At 61.6% G+C, this 15,257-nt stretch carries 15 protein-coding genes; 5 read left to right on the top strand and 10 right to left on the bottom strand.

The features are described from left to right. Nucleotides 1-666 carry a tetratricopeptide repeat protein gene (locus tag EN807_RS16930; protein ID WP_135935932.1) on the bottom strand — a complete coding sequence of 222 codons (666 nt, stop codon included), beginning with the start codon at nt 664-666 and terminating at the stop codon, nt 1-3. 203 nt (nt 667-869) lie between these two features. Here EN807_RS16930 and EN807_RS16925 point away from each other — a divergent pair, with 203 nt between their 5' ends. Continuing rightward, entirely contained in the window at nt 870-1,865 is a 996-nt protein-coding gene (locus EN807_RS16925) for a polysaccharide deacetylase family protein (protein ID WP_135935931.1), read from the top strand. A 28-nt stretch (nt 1,866-1,893) separates the two neighbouring features. On the opposite strand, the gene sbmA is transcribed toward EN807_RS16925, so the two are convergent. The 3 genes from sbmA to EN807_RS16910 all read right to left on the bottom strand — a co-directional run bounded on the left by sbmA (nt 1,894) and on the right by EN807_RS16910 (nt 5,171). After that, complete coding sequence (gene sbmA, locus EN807_RS16920) at nt 1,894-3,171, bottom strand: peptide antibiotic transporter SbmA (RefSeq protein WP_135935930.1); 1,278 nt, start codon at nt 3,169-3,171, stop codon at nt 1,894-1,896. A 121-nt stretch (nt 3,172-3,292) separates the two neighbouring features. Continuing rightward, on the bottom strand, nt 3,293-4,453 hold the full coding sequence (locus tag EN807_RS16915; protein ID WP_135935929.1) for a YbfB/YjiJ family MFS transporter: 1,161 nt from the start codon (nt 4,451-4,453) through the stop codon (nt 3,293-3,295). 496 nt (nt 4,454-4,949) lie between these two features. Continuing rightward, nucleotides 4,950-5,171, bottom strand: coding sequence for a hypothetical protein (locus EN807_RS16910; protein WP_135935928.1), 222 nt, complete (start codon nt 5,169-5,171; stop codon nt 4,950-4,952). 97 nt (nt 5,172-5,268) lie between these two features. Here EN807_RS16910 and EN807_RS16905 point away from each other — a divergent pair, with 97 nt between their 5' ends. The 3 genes from EN807_RS16905 to EN807_RS16895 all read left to right on the top strand — a co-directional run bounded on the left by EN807_RS16905 (nt 5,269) and on the right by EN807_RS16895 (nt 7,926). Next, the gene (locus EN807_RS16905; protein ID WP_135935927.1) at nt 5,269-6,183 is read left to right on the top strand and encodes a LysR substrate-binding domain-containing protein; all 915 of its coding nucleotides are present in this window, start codon (nt 5,269-5,271) and stop codon (nt 6,181-6,183) included. A gap of 84 nt (nt 6,184-6,267) precedes the next feature. After that, nucleotides 6,268-7,524 carry an aminopeptidase gene (locus tag EN807_RS16900; protein ID WP_135935926.1) on the top strand — a complete coding sequence of 419 codons (1,257 nt, stop codon included), beginning with the start codon at nt 6,268-6,270 and terminating at the stop codon, nt 7,522-7,524. 45 nt (nt 7,525-7,569) lie between these two features. After that, on the top strand, nt 7,570-7,926 hold the full coding sequence (locus tag EN807_RS16895) for a DUF488 domain-containing protein (protein WP_135935925.1): 357 nt from the start codon (nt 7,570-7,572) through the stop codon (nt 7,924-7,926). A 45-nt stretch (nt 7,927-7,971) separates the two neighbouring features. Here the strand turns inward: EN807_RS16895 and ugpC are convergent, their stop codons facing one another. From ugpC to EN807_RS16870, 5 genes are all read right to left on the bottom strand, one after another. After that, nucleotides 7,972-9,039 (bottom strand): sn-glycerol-3-phosphate ABC transporter ATP-binding protein UgpC, encoded by a 1,068-nt coding sequence (gene ugpC, locus EN807_RS16890; protein WP_135935924.1) that lies wholly within the window; start codon nt 9,037-9,039, stop codon nt 7,972-7,974. 31 nt (nt 9,040-9,070) lie between these two features. Continuing rightward, nucleotides 9,071-9,796: an SDR family oxidoreductase gene (locus tag EN807_RS16885; RefSeq protein WP_127314342.1), complete on the bottom strand. Its 726-nt coding sequence runs from the start codon at nt 9,794-9,796 to the stop codon at nt 9,071-9,073. A gap of 63 nt (nt 9,797-9,859) precedes the next feature. Beyond that, nucleotides 9,860-11,365, bottom strand: coding sequence for an extracellular solute-binding protein (locus EN807_RS16880; RefSeq protein ID WP_029355472.1), 1,506 nt, complete (start codon nt 11,363-11,365; stop codon nt 9,860-9,862). 59 nt (nt 11,366-11,424) lie between these two features. Continuing rightward, complete coding sequence (locus EN807_RS16875) at nt 11,425-12,297, bottom strand: carbohydrate ABC transporter permease (RefSeq protein WP_135935923.1); 873 nt, start codon at nt 12,295-12,297, stop codon at nt 11,425-11,427. A gap of 1 nt (nt 12,298) precedes the next feature. Further along, nucleotides 12,299-13,186 (bottom strand): sugar ABC transporter permease, encoded by an 888-nt coding sequence (locus EN807_RS16870; protein WP_029355468.1) that lies wholly within the window; start codon nt 13,184-13,186, stop codon nt 12,299-12,301. 155 nt (nt 13,187-13,341) lie between these two features. On the opposite strand from EN807_RS16870, the gene EN807_RS16865 reads away from it, so the two are divergent. After that, complete coding sequence (locus EN807_RS16865; protein ID WP_135935922.1) at nt 13,342-14,262, top strand: sugar-binding transcriptional regulator; 921 nt, start codon at nt 13,342-13,344, stop codon at nt 14,260-14,262. Nucleotides 14,263-14,446: 184 nt separating this feature from the next. Here the strand turns inward: EN807_RS16865 and EN807_RS16860 are convergent, their stop codons facing one another. Continuing rightward, nucleotides 14,447-15,256: an HAD-IIB family hydrolase gene (locus tag EN807_RS16860; RefSeq protein WP_135935921.1), complete on the bottom strand. Its 810-nt coding sequence runs from the start codon at nt 15,254-15,256 to the stop codon at nt 14,447-14,449. Between the last annotated feature and the right edge of the window lies 1 nt (nt 15,257).

Genomic DNA, 15,257 nt, shown 5'->3' with positions numbered 1-15,257 from the left:
TCACGACACGCCGCCCGACCCACGGATCAGCTCAGACATCAGCGTCGCCCGCTCGCGCGCGTTGCGCGGGGCGCTGTCATCCGAGGCGATCTGGTCGAACAGTTTCAGTGCGTCCGTCGCCTTGCCTTCCTTCCAGGCGGCAAGGCCGAGCGCTTCGCGCGCCGTGTGGCGCAGCGGGTTGGTATCGGCGGTGAGCGCCTCGACGCGGCTGGAGACATCGGCGAAGGAACCGTGGTCGACGAGCAGCAGTGCTGCCCTGAGGCGCGCCATGTCGCGAAGGCCTGATGGAATGTCCGTGTCGGCGGCCACCTCGTCGAAGTCCTTGACGGCGGCGGCGGCATCGCCCTTATCCGCCTTGACGGTTGCCGCCCGCATGCGGGCGAGCAACGGATAGGCGCCGTAGCCGTCCTTCTCCAGCTCAGCGAGGGCTGCCAGCGCTTCGTCGCTCTTGCCCTCATTGGCAAGCTTCAGCGCCTGCGAGAAGGCGTCGCCCGAGCGATTGGCGCGGGTCTCGTCCCAATAGCGATAGCCGACAAAGGCGGCGGTGCCAACCACCACCAGTATCGCGAGCGCAAGCAAGGCAGGGCCAAAACGGTCCCATAGCGCATGCGCCTGATCGCGACGCATCTCTTCGTTGACTTCGCGGATAAAACTGTCGTCCGACATGGATCAAAACCGTTCCTGCCCCTGAAGGGGGGTAAGCCCCGCGTTTTAGCGATATTTTGTCGGCATGGAAGGGGTTCGACCGGAAAATCGGCTAATCGCCGGACAGACGATGTAAAGGACGACTGAAAAGGGCGACCGCACCCGCGCCACATTTCGCCGATAGCCGGTGCTCGGACCTTTCTCACAATCCAGATCAGAGATCGATGCCTCGTTTGTCCCGCGTTGTTGCGTTCTCGATCGTGTCGCTTGCTGCGGCGGACGCTGCTGTCGCCGATCCGCCAGCGCCGCTAAAGCCGAAGCAGGCCGTCATCATCTCGTTCGACAGCGCCCGCGATATTTCGCAATGGAAGCGCAGCCGCGCCCTGGCCGCACGCACCGGCGTCCATTTCACCTATTTCGTGTCCTGCGTCTTCTTGCTCTCGTCGGATACGCGCAAGGAATACACGGCGCCCGGCAAGACATCAGGCAAATCCAATATCGGCTTCGCCGCCTCGAAACAGGAAGTCGCTGACCGGCTCGAGCAGATAGAGCTCGCCGCCTCGGAAGGTCATGACATCGGCAGCCACGCTTGCGGCCATTACGACGGCAAGGACTGGAGCAAGGCCGACTGGCTGAGCGAGTTCGGTTCGTTCAAGCGCATTCTCGAAAACGCCTATTCGATCAACGCTATTACCCTCGAACCCGCAGGCTGGCGCGACATCGCACGCAAGGTGGTGGGCTTTCGCGCGCCCTATCTGTCGACAAACGAGGCGCTTTACGAGGCGCTGCCAAAGGCAGGTTTCCTGTTCGACGCAAGCGGTGTGTCGCGCGGCCCTGCCCTGCCACCGACCGGCAACGGCATCACGCGCTTTTCGCTGCCGCAGATTCCGGAAGGCCCGAGGTCACGACCGGTGATCGCGATGGACTACAATCTCTATGTCAGGCATTCCGGCGGCTTCGAGCGGCCGAGCAAGGCCAACGAATTCGCCAAACGGACCTACGACGCCTTTCGCGCCGCCTTCGACGCCCAATACCAGGGAAAACGAATTCCGCTGGAACTCGGCTTCCACTTCACGCTGATGAATGACGGCGCCTACTGGAATGCGCTGGAGCGCTTCGCCGGCGAGGTCTGCACAAAGCCCGATGTCGAGTGCATCAGCTATCGCGACTATGTTTCGCGACGAGGCGCTGAGGAAAAACAGGGGTCGGTGGGCGGCTGAGCCGGAAGCGCTCGCCGCCCGCTACTCCTCAACTTACCGGCTGATCTTCAGGGCGCAGGCCGGCTCGCTCTCGCTCCAAATAGTTCTGGTCGATTTCCGGCAGCGGCGCCCCTTCAAGCGTCGCCTCGAAGGCGCGCAGGCGCTTGTAGATGGATATCAGCTCGACGATGGTCGGCCAGGAATTCACGAGATATTGGAAGGAACTGGCGACTTGGGAAAATGCGGTGACAATCTGCTGAAAAAGCCCAAAGGTTATCTTGCCAATGGCCAAGGTCGGAACAAGAATGAGTGTAGCAAAAACGTTGTCAACTTGGAGATATAGATAGCGAACCATGTCGAAGTAGACGTAATGAGCGTATAGCGTGAAGTAGTTCTTCCGAACATTTCTGAAAAGCTCAGCCAGCGTTGGTGGCTGAGCTCGTGCCGTATCGTCCTCACCAAGGACAAGCTCCTTGCGCAGAGCGGCTTCAACACGCTGATTACGAAATTCCAGCCCGGGTAGCTTGACGCCGACGACTGCCAGCAAGCCTGTGCCAAACAGCGACCATACGACGGCCGCTATGACCAGCGGATAAGGGATTGCTCCGACGACAGGCAAAATCGGCACATGCACCGAAAGGGCCGCTAGTATGGGCAGGAATGCAATCAGGGTCATGACGGAGTCGATGAAGTTCACTCCGAGCCCCTGCATTGTGCCCGAGAAGCGCATCGTGTCGTCCTGAACGCGCTGTGATGCCCCTTCGATATGGCGCAGCCTTGGCCAATAAGCGGTAAAATAGTCGTTCATCGCCGTGCGCCAGCGGAAGACATAGTGCCTGACGAAGAAAACGTTCAGAACGGCAATGGTCATATAGACTAGAGCCAAAGCCAGGAACTGCCACACTCCGTAGTAAAGCTCGGCCGGCGTAACCGAGCCGGGCGTGGTCAGGGCCTTCTGCACCATGTTGTAAAACATGCCACGCCAATCATTTAGGGCCACGGTTATCTGCACGATGAAATTGGTGACGAAAATAACCAGGCCGGAGCCGAGGATCGACCAGTTTTGCCACGGATGTGGGGAATACAGCGCCCAAAAAAGGTAGAAAATGCCCATACCGGCGAAGAAATATCCGTAAAACCAGAGGAAAGCCGGCGTCAGGAATCTTACTGGGCTGATGACAGGGGCGACCTGCGGGTCAACCGGCGGCATGCCGAGCATCGTGCCAAGGTGTTCGCCGCCGAAAAACCACAGGATGACGAGCAGAAGGCTCCATGCGACCGCCGAGATGAAAAAAAGCTTCGGCTGCGGGAAGAAGGATACGAACACGGTGGGGAAATCCTCGGTCGATGCGCAATCAGCGGCGTTGCTGTTCAGCGGGCATAAGGTCACACATCGATCGGAATGAAAATGGCCGGTGCGCCATGCCCGGCCCCGAGCAAGACCACAATCATGGCGATTTTGGCGCAGCCGACCAGGTGATCGCGCCTGAGACAAGCAGGACGGCGGCGGCCACGATCGACGCGAGGAAGAAGTCGCCCGTGGCTTGCGCAAGCAGGCCGGCGACGATCGGACCGATGATCTGACCGAGGCCGAAGGAAGCCGTCATCAACGCCAGGACCCGGCGCGGCGCTCGCGGGACAAGCTGTCTTCCGGTCTGCAGGCCGAGCGCGGTGATGGCGATGAAGGTTCCGCCAAGCAGAAACCCGCCGAGCAGCGGCCCAATGTGTCCGACCATGGCGACGCTCGCGGTGACGCCGACCACCTCGGCGAGGCAGCCGAAGGCATAAGCCGCATACAGGCCGATCCTTGCGGCGATCTTCTGCCACAGCCAGACCGAAGGAATCCCGGCAAGGCCGGTGACCATCCAGACCACGGCTTCGAAGACGCGTCCGCCGCCACCCTGCCGGACAATGGCGATCAGAAACGTCGCCGTCACGATGTAGCCGAAGCCGAACAGGCCATAGGCGACGATGATCTTCATCAGCGACCGATCCTTCGGCAGCGCCGGTTCGCGACCGTCGGCGCCGTTGGCGGTCGCAGTGCTGCCGAGCAGCAGCGCCACGAGGGGAAAGGCGCATGCCGAGATCGCGGCGGACCAGAACCAGCCCGCCTCCCAGCCGGCATGTCCCGTCACGAGGATCGCCATCAGCGCCGACGACGCCGCTATGCCGAGGCCGACGCCGCCGAAATGCAGCGCCTGCAGGTCGTTACGGCCGGCCGCGGCCAGATGGCCGAAAACGATGCTGGACATGAAGACCAAGACGAAGGCGCTGGCCAGACCGGCAAGAAACCGGATGACGAGAAAAGCCGCCATAGTACCGGCCAGGCCCATCGCCCCGGTGAGGACCGCGGTGGCGGCAAGACCGGCGAGCATCAGCAGGCGCTCGCGGCCATGCGCCCAGCCGCCGACCGCTGCAAGCGCGCCGATGAGATAGCCGAGATAGTTGGCGGATGCGATCCAACCAGCGTCCGCCGCCGACAGGCCGAGTTCTCCCATCATGCCGGGCAGGATCGGCGTATAGACGAAACGGCCGATACCCATGGCAACGGCCAGGGCGACCATGCCGGCGAAGGCGAGACGCAAAGGGGATGGCGAAGCGGCTTTCATTGCGGTGCACAATAGGTGCACGAGCCTGTCAAACAATCCGCTTCTTGTTGGGCCAGAAGGGGTTGCGCGACCGTCGATCAGTAGCGAACGCCAATCACAAACCTTGGAGGTTGGCCGAAACATCCCTCGCTTCGTCATCCCAGGGCGGAGCAGGAGCGAAGCGACGTAGCGGAGACCCTGGGATCCATGCCGTGACATCTGCGGCACACGAAGACGGAACGGAACGAGGGCCCTCCTCGCACCGACAGGCAGGTAGCTTACACTGTTGCGTACACGGGGCCGTTCCGGGCCGCTGCATTCTTCGGCTGATGTTACGGCATGGATCCCAGGGTCTGCTCTCCGCTTCGCGTTCGCTCCGCCCTGGGATGACGAAGGCATGGTGGCCTGTGGCAAATCGCAGGCCTTGGAGATTGGCAGCTTGGAGGTTGGCCGTCAGCCACCGCCCACAGTCTCCCCTTTAGGCTCAACCAAAGAGTCAAATCCTCTGCGCAGAATGCTAATACCTCGCGCCGCATCCCGCCTGCGCCGCAGCCGTCTCGTAGGCAGTGCGCCGGGCCGTCAGCCTGAACGGCACGTCGGCGAGTTCGCGCTCCGACATGGTGTCGAGCACAGGATGCGACAGCGGATCGGTCGCCCATCGGGTGGTCTCACTTTCATGCGACCGGCTTTGCCGCGCGCCGGCAACGGAAAAGCCCCTGAACAATGATAAAATCTTCATCGGATTTTCCTCGCTAGGTCTGCCTTTTTCCTTAAAATCTGCCATTCCGCCGTATGTTTCAATTGAGATTTTAGTCGTGTCGGTTTAGAAAAACTGTATGGCCATGCTGAACCGCGTCCACCTCAACGGCCTGCGCGCCGTGGAAACCGTCGCCCGTCTGGGATCGCTTTCGGCTGCGGCGAGCGAACTCAACGTGTCCGCCAGTGCCGTCAGCCAGCAGGTCAAGCGGACGGAAGAGCAACTCGGCCAGGCGCTGTTCGAACGAACGGCAAGCGGTCTCGTGCTGACCGAATTCGGCACCGTCTTCGCCGCCCGGCTCGGGGCAGGGTTTCGCGAACTCGCCCAGGCGATAGCGCTCGCCGACGAGGCATCGCAATGCACGCTGGTGGTTTCGGTGGCGCCGGCCTTTGCATCGAAGTGGCTGTTACCAAGACTGTCACGCCACTTCGCACGGCATCCGGACGTGCTTTTGCGCATCGACGCCTCAGTGCGGATCGCCGATCTCGACCGCTCCGATATCGACATCGCCATCCGCCTTGGCGACGGCAAATGGCCGGGCGGGCGGGCGGAACTGCTGTTGGCGCAGGAGGTCTTCCCGGTCTGCGCCCCGGTGATCGCCAACAAACTGAAATCGATAGAAGACCTTGCCCTGACATGCGCGATCACCGACGAGCGGTCGATGATCAGTTGGGACAGCTGGTTCGAGGCGGCCGGGGTGAAGCCCGTCACCTTTCTCAAGGGCGCGCGTTTCACCGACCCGATGCTTTGCCTGGAATCGGCGATCGCCGGCCATGGCGTGATGCTCGCCTGGCAATTGCTGACGGCTGACGCTCTCGCCGACGGCCGGCTGGTCGCGCCGTTCGGCGTGCGCGCTGAGAGCGGGCTGGGCTACTGGCTGGTGACATCGGCCAGCAAGAGCGAGAGCCGCAAGGTGCGCGATTTCAAGGCCTGGATCCGCGAGGAGATCGAGGCAACGATGGCGCAGTTTGGCGGGCTCGACAGCGCGGCCTAAAGCAGGCCCAGCCGATCGCGGTGGAAAGACCGACGGCACCGGTCTATGTAAGGATGAGACCCTCACATCACGGCAGGCAGGATCATGACCACACATTCGCGCGGCGTTTCCGCAACGATCGACCCGGTGAAGCTCGACAGGCTGGCCGAAGTCGCCATCAAGGTCGGACTGCAATTGCAGCCGGGGCAGGATCTGGTGCTGACATCGTCGATCGCAGCGCTGCCTTTGACGCGACGGATCGTCGAGCATGCCTACAGGGCCGGCGCCGGCCTGGTGACGCCGATCTTCAACGACGACGAGATGACGCTGGCACGCTTCCGCTATGGCGCCGATGCCGGCTTCGACCACGCCGCCGGCTGGCTCTATGAGGGCATGGCAAAGGCCTTCGCCAACAATGCGGCGCGGCTTGCCGTGCGCGGCGAGGATCCGTCGCTGCTGTCGGCGCAGGATCCGGCGAAAGTAGCGCGCGCCAACAAGGCGAATTCGGTCGCCTACCAGCCGGCGCTGGAAAAGATCACCGGCTTCGACATCAACTGGAACATCGTCGCCTATCCCGACCTGGCCTGGGCCAAGCAGGTGTTTCCGGGCGATACCGACGACGTTGCCGTGGCAAAACTCGCCGACGCGATCTTTGCCGCCTCACGGGTTGATGTGGAAGACCCGATCGGCAACTGGGAGGCGCATAATGCGGCTCTTCGCAGCCGCACCGAATGGCTGAACGGCCATGATTTCCACGCGCTGCATTTTACCGGACCCGGCACCGATCTGACTGTCGGTCTGGCCGACGGACATGAATGGATGGGCGGCGCTTCGACCGCCAGGAACGGCATCACCTGCAATCCGAACATTCCGACCGAGGAGGTTTTCACCACGCCGCATGCCAGGCGCGTCGAGGGGCATGTCTCCTCGACCAAGCCGCTGTCTTATCAAGGCACGCTGATCGACGGTATCGCTGTGCGTTTCGAGGACGGCCGCATCGTCGATGCCAAGGCCAGTCGCGGTGAGGACGTGCTGAAAAGAGTGCTCGACACCGATGAAGGCTCACGCCGTCTCGGCGAGGTCGCGCTGGTGCCGCATTCCTCACCGATCTCGAAGAGCGGCCTGCTGTTCTTCAACACGCTGTTCGACGAGAATGCCGCCTGCCACATCGCGCTCGGCCAGTGCTATTCGAAGTGCTTTGTCGACGGCGCCTCGCTAAGCCAGGAGGAGATCGGGACGCGTGGCGGCAACAAGAGCTTCATCCATATCGACTGGATGATCGGTTCGGACAGGATCGACATCGACGGCGTCGGCAAGGACGGCAGCCGCGTGCCGGTTATGCGTAAGGGCGAGTGGGCGTAAGGAGCCGCCAACAAACCGTCATGGCGGTCAACCCCGGAGCTGGCAATGAGACTCGATATCAAGGTCAAGCGCATCTACGAGCCGCCCTCGCCTGGCGATGGCCAGCGGGTGCTCATAGACCGCGTATGGCCGCGCGGTGTCCGCAAAGTGGACGCCGCGCTGACGCTATGGCTGAAGACCGTCGCGCCAAGCGATGAATTGCGCAAATGGTTTGGTCACGAGCCGACCCGCTGGATGGAATTCCAGCAGCGATATCGCGGTGAGCTCGACAGGAACAGCGACGCGGTCGGCCAGTTGCGTGCCCTCCTCGACAACGGCCGTGTGACGCTGCTCTACGGCGCCCAGGATGACACGCACAATAACGCAGTGGCTTTGGCCGACTATCTCAGCCTAAAGGGCTGAGGCAGCGCGCGCTGCCGGGTCATATCCACGCCTTCGTCGCTAATCTCAGGCGACACGCAGTTCCGTCGCCGCATCGAAGAGGTGCACCTTACCCGGCAGTACCGAAAGGTTGATCGCGGCGCCGGCATTGCGGCGCTCGTCACGCGGCACCACGGCGACGGCGTCGTATCCCGCCACGCGCAGATGAATCTGGACATCCGCGCCGGTCGTTTCGGACAGCACGACCTCGCCCTTGATCTCACCCGCATCCGAAATGCCGAGATCGTGCGGCCGGACGCCCATGATGACCTTTTGGCCTGGCTTCGCCTTGATCTCCGGCGAGAGGCCGATCGACACGCCTTCGGCGACGAAGCGAGGACTGCCGCCCGCGGTCTCGACAGCGCCAGCGATGAAATTCATCGACGGCGAGCCGATGAAATCAGCGACGTATTTCGAGTTCGGGCGCTCATAGACCTCGTCGGGCGTGCCGATCTGCATGATCCTGCCGGCGTGCATCAGCACGATCTTGTCAGCCATCGTCATCGCCTCGATCTGGTCATGGGTGACGTAGATCGTGGTCGTGCCGAGACGATTGTGGAGTTGGCGGATTTCCACGCGCATATGCGTGCGCAGCTTCGCGTCTAGGTTGGAGAGCGGCTCGTCGAAGAGGAAAACGGCGGCATTCCGCACCATGGCGCGGCCCATGGCGACGCGCTGGCGCTGGCCACCCGACAGTTCCTTGGGATAGCGCCCGAGATAGGGCGTGAGATTCAGGATTGCCGCCGCCCATTCGACCTTCTTCCTGATCTCCGCCTTTGGCACTTTCGCCACTTCGAGACTGAAGCCGATATTGTCGAACACCTTCATTGTCGGATAGAGCGCGTAGTTCTGGAACACCATCGCGATGTCGCGATCGCGCGGGTGAACGTCATTGACCCGCCTGTCGCCGATCAACAGATCGCCGTTGGTCACTCTCTCGAGCCCTGCTGTCATGCGCAGGAGCGTGGTCTTTCCGCAGCCCGACGGCCCAAGAAGCACGACGAATTCGCGGTCGGCAATGCCGAAGGAGATGTCCTTCATCACCTCGACATGCCCGAAACTCTTGGCGATGTTCTTATATTCTACGGTAGCCATTCTCTCTCTCCAGAACCCCGGATTCGGGTCGTCAGTATTTCTGCCTGGTCGGCGTGATGACGATTTCCTGCACGAGAGCGTTCTGCGGCATCTGGTAGGTGTGCAGCATGAGGTCAGCGACGTGCTCCGGTCCGATCCCGCCGCCGATCTTGAGCTTGTTGGCCTTGTAGTTGGCGAGCGTCTGCGGATCGAGGACGCCGCTCAGAACTTCGGTTTCGATCACCCCGGGCGAAAGCACGACCACGCGGACGTCATAGTCGGAAAGATAGTCGCGCAGCGATTCCGACACGGCGTGAACGAAGAATTTCGTCCCGCAGTAAACCGTATGATCCGGATAGACCTTCCGGCCAGCGATCGAACTCATCATGAACAGCGTTCCATGGCGGCGCTCCATCATGCCCGACATCACCGCGTGGACCGAATTCAGCACGCCTTTCGTGTTGATGTCGATCATCTCGTCCCATTCCTCGGGAGGCTGGCGACCTATGTCGGCAAGACGGGCGATGCCGGCATTGGCGAAGAGCATGTCGACCGGCCCGTATTCGGCTTCCGCCTCCTTCACCGCGGCTGCAATTGCGGCGCGGTCCCGGACGTCGACCTGCCGGGCCATGCTGTCGGGCAGGTTCAGCGCCTCCATGCGCTCCAGACGGCGGGCCATCATGAGAACAGGATGGCCGGCGCGCGAAAACACCTTGGCGACCGCTTCGCCGATACCAGAACTGGCTCCTGTCACTGCTACGAGCTGTTTTCCAGCCATTGTTTTTCCTCATGGAATTGTCGATACCCGGGGTGGCGGCCCAAGGCCGCCACCCCGGAACGCTCAGCCCTTGGCGACGAGATCGTCGACCTGGGTTTTCAGGGCGTCAAGCGACTCCTTGGCCGAGCCTGACTGGCCGGCGAAGTATTTGCCCAGTGCAACCGGGATCATATCGCTCGAGAGTTCTGCCCACGCCGGCAGGTCGGGCTCGGATCCCATGTAGTTGGCGATGGTGTCGCGCACGACCGGCAAATGGCGGGTCGTGCCGGCGCCGACACGGGCATTGGCCAGCACGCGCGGATCGTCATAGACGCTGGTGCGCGTTGGCCCCGTACCGCCGCCCAGAACGGTTATCAGCGCTTGGGTATCGGCTGAGGTCGCCCACTGCATGAAAATCCAGGCAGCGTCCGGGCTCTTCGAGTATTTCGACACCGCGAGCGAAGAACCGCCCTGGTGACCAACGCCCGGAATTTCGCCGAATCCGGTCTGCTCGACCGTGCGCAGCGTAGCGGCAGGTTTCGGCGGAACCATCGCTTCCATCAGACCGGAGACTTTTGAGGCTTTGGGATCGTCGAAGAACGGGAAGAATTCGCCCCAAGACAGCATCGAGGCCGCGACGCCCTGGCCGACCGACTGGCCCTCGCCATCCCATGTCCAGCCGTCGACGCCGGGCGGCATCGTCGCCTTGAGCTTGTCCCAGTAGGCCATGGCGGCCAAGCCAGCTTCGTCATTGCCGGTGAATTTGCCGTCGGGGCCGAAAATCGAACCGCCATGGCCCCAAAGCCACGCCGTCCAATCGCATTCGAGGCTGTAATGGCCGGATTTCATCTGGCCGCTGGTGCCGTACATGTTCGGGCCCTTGGCGTCGGTGATCGCCGCAGACGCCTTCAGCAAATCGTCCAGCGTGGCCGGAGGCGGCAGCTTGAGCTCGTCCCAGACGTCCTTGCGGTACTGCATGATGAAGATCGGGATGTCATAGGGCACGCCGACCATGCGGTCCTCGTACATGGCGATACCGTCGACGAGCGGCTTCAGGAAGTCGTCGATGTTGTAGTTCGGCATTGCCAGATCAGCGTTCTTGAGCTGCTCGCGCGGATCGAAGACGTCCTGGCTGAAGCTCGCCGCCCAGCTCTGGTCGATATAGTAGAGGTCGTAAGTGCCGAGGCTCGACGCCACGTCGAGCGTCAGCTTCTGCAGCACCTGCTCGAGCGGCAGCACTTCGATCTCAACCTTGATGCCGGTAGCCTCCTCGAAATACTGCTTGAGTTGCGTGGCGATGGCATTCGACGGCGGCGTCGATTCGGTGGCGAGACGAAGGGTCGTTCCGGCAAAGGGCTTGCCGACATCCGAGAGCCACTTGGTGATTTCGGCGCTGGGCTTTAGTTCCTGTTCCTGAGCCGATGCCTGGCTGATGCCGTAGAACGGACGTCGTCCCAGGCCCATGCCGAGCGCGCCGGCGCCGAGGCCGAGAATGCTTGCTGCGCGAAGAAACGAGCGCCGGTCCATCTGTCCGCGAACGAAGCGATCGGTGACAGAGGCAAGATGCGCCTTTCTGATGCTGTCTTTCATTGTCTACTCCTCCGGTTTAATTCGCGATTTTCACAAGGCTGCGAATTCGAGCCTCCCATCTATTGTTTCAACGATCCCATCGTGAGACCGCGCACGAGGTGCTTTTGAACCAACAGAATGAAGATGAAAGCGGGAATGATGGATGCGGCGCCAAGCGCGGCCATGTTGCCCCAGGCGGTGCCGATCGAGGTGACGAAGGTCGACGAGACGACAGGCACGGTCTTGACAGATGTGGTGGTCAGGGTCAGCGCAAACAGGAATTCGGTCCAGCTGAAGATGAAGCAAAGGACCGCCGTGGCGGCGATGCCGCCCTTGGCCATCGGCAGCACGATCCGCCGGAAGATCATGAAGCGGCTGGCGCCATCGACAATGGCGCTCTCGTCGATCTCCGACGGAATGTCGTCGAAGAAGCTCTTCATCAGGAGGACGGCGAGCGGCAGGTTCATCAGCGCGTGGATCAGCACCATGCCGGTATAGGTGTCGATAAGACCGAAATTCTTGTAGATGAAGAACATCGGAACCGCGACCGCGACGGGCGGCATCATGCGTGTCGACAACACCCATCCGACAAAACTGTGCCGGCCGCGGAAGTTCATTCGCGACAGGGCATAGGCGGCAAGCGTGGCGATGGCGACAGCGAGCACGGTCGACAGCGTCGCGATCACGATCGAATCCCAGACGCGGGGCGCCATGTAGAAGTTGCCGCCGCCCGGCGTCACGGTGATGCCGCCGCTGCCCAGCGAAATCCCGAACACCTTCTGGAAATTGTCGAAGGTCGGCGTGAAGGCGAACAGTTTCGGCGGCCGGTTGAAGATGTCATTGCCGTGTTTGAACGCCACCGACGTCCAGTAGTAGATCGGAAAGAAGAAGACTGCGACCACAACCCAGGCGGCGATGGTGCGAAGCATGCGGGTTGAGAAGGAGCCGTTCATTTTACCATCTCACCTTCGCGATACGGATGAACAGATTTGCAATGACGAGGATGATCACCAGGGTGACGAGACTGAGCGTGGCTCCATAGCCCCATTTTACGAAGCTGAACGTCTGCTGCCATGCATAGAGGGACAGCGAGTAGGTCGACGCTCCCGGCCCGCCGGACGTCATGACGAAGACATAATCGAAGACGCGGAAGAGATCGATGCCGCGGACCAGCACGGCGATCGCGATCACCTTCGACATCATCGGCAGGGTGATGCGCCGGAAAATCTGGAACGACGACGCGCCGTCGATCATCGCGGCCTCGTAAGGCTCCGGCGGCAGCGCCCTGAGACCGGCAAGGAAGATGAGGACCATGAACGGCGTCCACTGCCAGATTTCCGCGACGAGAACGCCGGCTAGCGCGGTCGACGCCGTGGCGAGGATAGGGTTGTTCGGATTGAGCAGGCCGATCGACTGCAGGAGGTAGCTGATCACCCCGAACTGCGGGTCCTCCATCAGCAGATACATCATGCCGACGATGGCCGGCGGGATGACAAGCGTCATTGTCAGGACGCCGCGCAAGAATCCGAAACCGAAGCCGTCGCTGTCGAGGAGCAGCGCGATCGCCATGCCGAGCACCAGTTCAAAGACCAGCGCGATGGCGAAATAGGTGAAGGTGATGACGAGCGACTGCCAGAACCGCGTGTCGTTCCAGAGCTGCACCCAGTTTTCCGTTCCGACGAATTCGAGCGCCCGTCGGCGCGGGACGAACTCATGGAAGCTCAGCCAGATGTTGTAGATCAGGGGGTAGACCGTGAAGACAAGCAGGATCGCCACCAGCGGCAGCAGCCAGGGCAGCGGGTGATCCGAAACGACGAAACGTCTGGCTTGGGCAACCCGCACGCGTTCCTCCCGAACCGCTTCGTTTTGCGATGCACAAATGTTCATAACTTGTGCATTTGTTCAAATGCTATATTGTCGTCCTGTCTGTGGCAAGCACTTGTTGGCCGGCTACAGCGGCATTCGGATGGGTGAGCCACCAGCATCGGAGGACCCTCATGACGTCGATCGGCCTCCTGGCACGGGTAGCCCATCAGTATTTCGTGTTGGGCGAAACGCAGCAGGCCATCGCCGAGCGGCTGCAGATCAACCGCACCAAGATCCACAGGTTGCTGGCCGAGGCGAAGGAGCGCGGCATCGTCTCGATCCGCATCAACGCCGGGACGTCCCAGGCGCTCGAAATGGAAGAGCAGCTCAGGCGGAAGTACCGGCTCGACATATGCAGCGTCACACCGAACGATACCGGGTCGGAGCTCGGGCTCTCCGAAGTGATCGGCATCTATGCCGCGCAGACCGTCGAGACGCTGCTCAGGGACGACATGACGGTCGCCATGGCGTGGGGCCGAACCATGAGATGGCTGGCCTCCAACATCGAACCGGTGGCCCTCAGGAACGTTACCGTCGTGCCGCTTCTCGGCTCTCTGTCGCGCCGGTCGTCGATCGACAAATACGACGCCGCCGCCGTCTTTGCCCAGCGCACCCAGGCCGAATCCTATTATCTCCCCGGACCCATCATCTGCGACAGCCGCGAAAGCCGCGAGACGATCCTGCAGCAACCGAGCGCGCGCGAGGTTATCCAGAAGGCACTGAACGCCGACCTTGCGCTGATGAGCGTCGGCGGCACAACCAGCTCGACGCTTCGGAGCGTCGGTTATATGACCGACGAGGAATTCGACGATATCCTCAGAATGAAACCGATCGGGAACTTTCTCGGCTATTTCTTCGACCGGAACGCCGAACTCATCGACCATCCCGTCAATGAACGCATTGTCGGAGTTTACCCTCTCGACACAATGAACATTCCCAAACGCATTCTCGTTTCCGGCGGAAAGAATAAGGTCGGCATCATGGCCAAGCTCCTGGAAAAGGGATTCTTCACCGGCCTCATCACCGACCAGGAGACGGGGAGTTCGCTTTGACATCCACCGGCCGGGAGTGCGGTAGCAACCGAAGGTGCTGTGCGATGTTGCCTGGAGCATCGCGCTCGCTTTCCTCTGAAAGCAGACTGGCATCGAATCCTCCCTAAGCCGTCCCTGGTTCGCTTCCATCGCCTGCAGAACATCCTTTGCGTCTTTTGCAGCCGGCACATTTCGCGCCGGCCGATCAGACCACCTCCGACCTCCGGTTTGCCAAGATCATATCGGCAACCTCGACGAAGCCGCGTCCACCCCGCGACCTGGCGACGAAAGCGGGTTCGGCGTCGATTTGTCCCTGGAAGCCCATGACATTCGCGACCCCGAACGAGTTCGGAAAGAACCCGAACATTGGAGCGTCGTTCGGACTGTCTCCGACGAACGCGTAGGCCTGCCTTTCGGCATCGAGATCGGTTCCCAGCCTCTCGCTCGCAAAGCGGCGCGTCATCGACAGCTTGTCGTATCGGCCAAACCAGCCATTCACATGGATCGACGAGATCTTGGCGACAGCGCCGGCTTCCTCGAAAATCTGCTTGATGCGCCTGGCATCGGACATCGGCAGCGCCGGAACATCTTCGCAAAAGTCGATGGCCAGATCGGCTTCGCGATATTGCTGGTCGGCGGATACGGCCGAACCCGGCACTTCCTGGACAATACGCTTTTCCAGGTCCGTGAGCCTGCGCCTGTTTTCCCGGCGTTCCTCAGCGCTCGCGGCGAAAACCCGGATCATCTTTCGCGTTGCCTGATCATAAGCGAAGTAAAAAGCGCCATTTTCACCGACCACGCCGGTCACCGGCCAGAACCGGGCAATCATGTCGCACCAGCCTGCCGGTCTCCCGGTAATGGGAGCAACGACAAGGCCCGCCTCGTGCAGACGTTCGAGCGCACGGTAGGCGTCGGCTGGAAGACGACCCTCGGTCGTCAAGGTGTCGTCGATATCGCAGAAGACGCCGCGAATGCGCGACGCGGCTTCGGGTCCGAATTCGGCGAGGTCGCGCATC

The organism is Mesorhizobium sp. M5C.F.Ca.ET.164.01.1.1 (assembly GCF_004792125.1).
GTDB lineage: Bacteria > Pseudomonadota > Alphaproteobacteria > Rhizobiales > Rhizobiaceae > Mesorhizobium > Mesorhizobium wenxiniae.
The sequence above is the reverse complement of the archived record's forward strand: the minus strand, read 5'-3'. Positions and strand labels throughout refer to the sequence as shown.

What these genes read in the sequence shown, in the direction of transcription:
- EN807_RS16925 (WP_135935931.1), top strand. Translation starts at nt 870, where the DNA reads ATGCCTCGTTTGTCCCGCGTTGTTGCGTTCTCGATCGTGTCGCTTGCT.
- EN807_RS16900 (WP_135935926.1), top strand. Translation starts at nt 6,268, where the DNA reads ATGACCACACATTCGCGCGGCGTTTCCGCAACGATCGACCCGGTGAAG.
- EN807_RS16930 (WP_135935932.1), bottom strand. Translation starts at nt 666, where the DNA reads ATGTCGGACGACAGTTTTATCCGCGAAGTCAACGAAGAGATGCGTCGC.
- ugpC (WP_135935924.1), bottom strand. Translation starts at nt 9,039, where the DNA reads ATGGCTACCGTAGAATATAAGAACATCGCCAAGAGTTTCGGGCATGTC.
- EN807_RS16860 (WP_135935921.1), bottom strand. Translation starts at nt 15,256, where the DNA reads ATGCGCGACCTCGCCGAATTCGGACCCGAAGCCGCGTCGCGCATTCGC.
- EN807_RS16865 (WP_135935922.1), top strand. Translation starts at nt 13,342, where the DNA reads ATGACGTCGATCGGCCTCCTGGCACGGGTAGCCCATCAGTATTTCGTG.
- EN807_RS16885 (WP_127314342.1), bottom strand. Translation starts at nt 9,796, where the DNA reads ATGGCTGGAAAACAGCTCGTAGCAGTGACAGGAGCCAGTTCTGGTATC.
- EN807_RS16875 (WP_135935923.1), bottom strand. Translation starts at nt 12,297, where the DNA reads ATGAACGGCTCCTTCTCAACCCGCATGCTTCGCACCATCGCCGCCTGG.
- EN807_RS16895 (WP_135935925.1), top strand. Translation starts at nt 7,570, where the DNA reads ATGAGACTCGATATCAAGGTCAAGCGCATCTACGAGCCGCCCTCGCCT.
- EN807_RS16910 (WP_135935928.1), bottom strand. Translation starts at nt 5,171, where the DNA reads ATGAAGATTTTATCATTGTTCAGGGGCTTTTCCGTTGCCGGCGCGCGG.
- EN807_RS16880 (WP_029355472.1), bottom strand. Translation starts at nt 11,365, where the DNA reads ATGAAAGACAGCATCAGAAAGGCGCATCTTGCCTCTGTCACCGATCGC.
- EN807_RS16905 (WP_135935927.1), top strand. Translation starts at nt 5,269, where the DNA reads ATGGCCATGCTGAACCGCGTCCACCTCAACGGCCTGCGCGCCGTGGAA.
- EN807_RS16915 (WP_135935929.1), bottom strand. Translation starts at nt 4,453, where the DNA reads ATGAAAGCCGCTTCGCCATCCCCTTTGCGTCTCGCCTTCGCCGGCATG.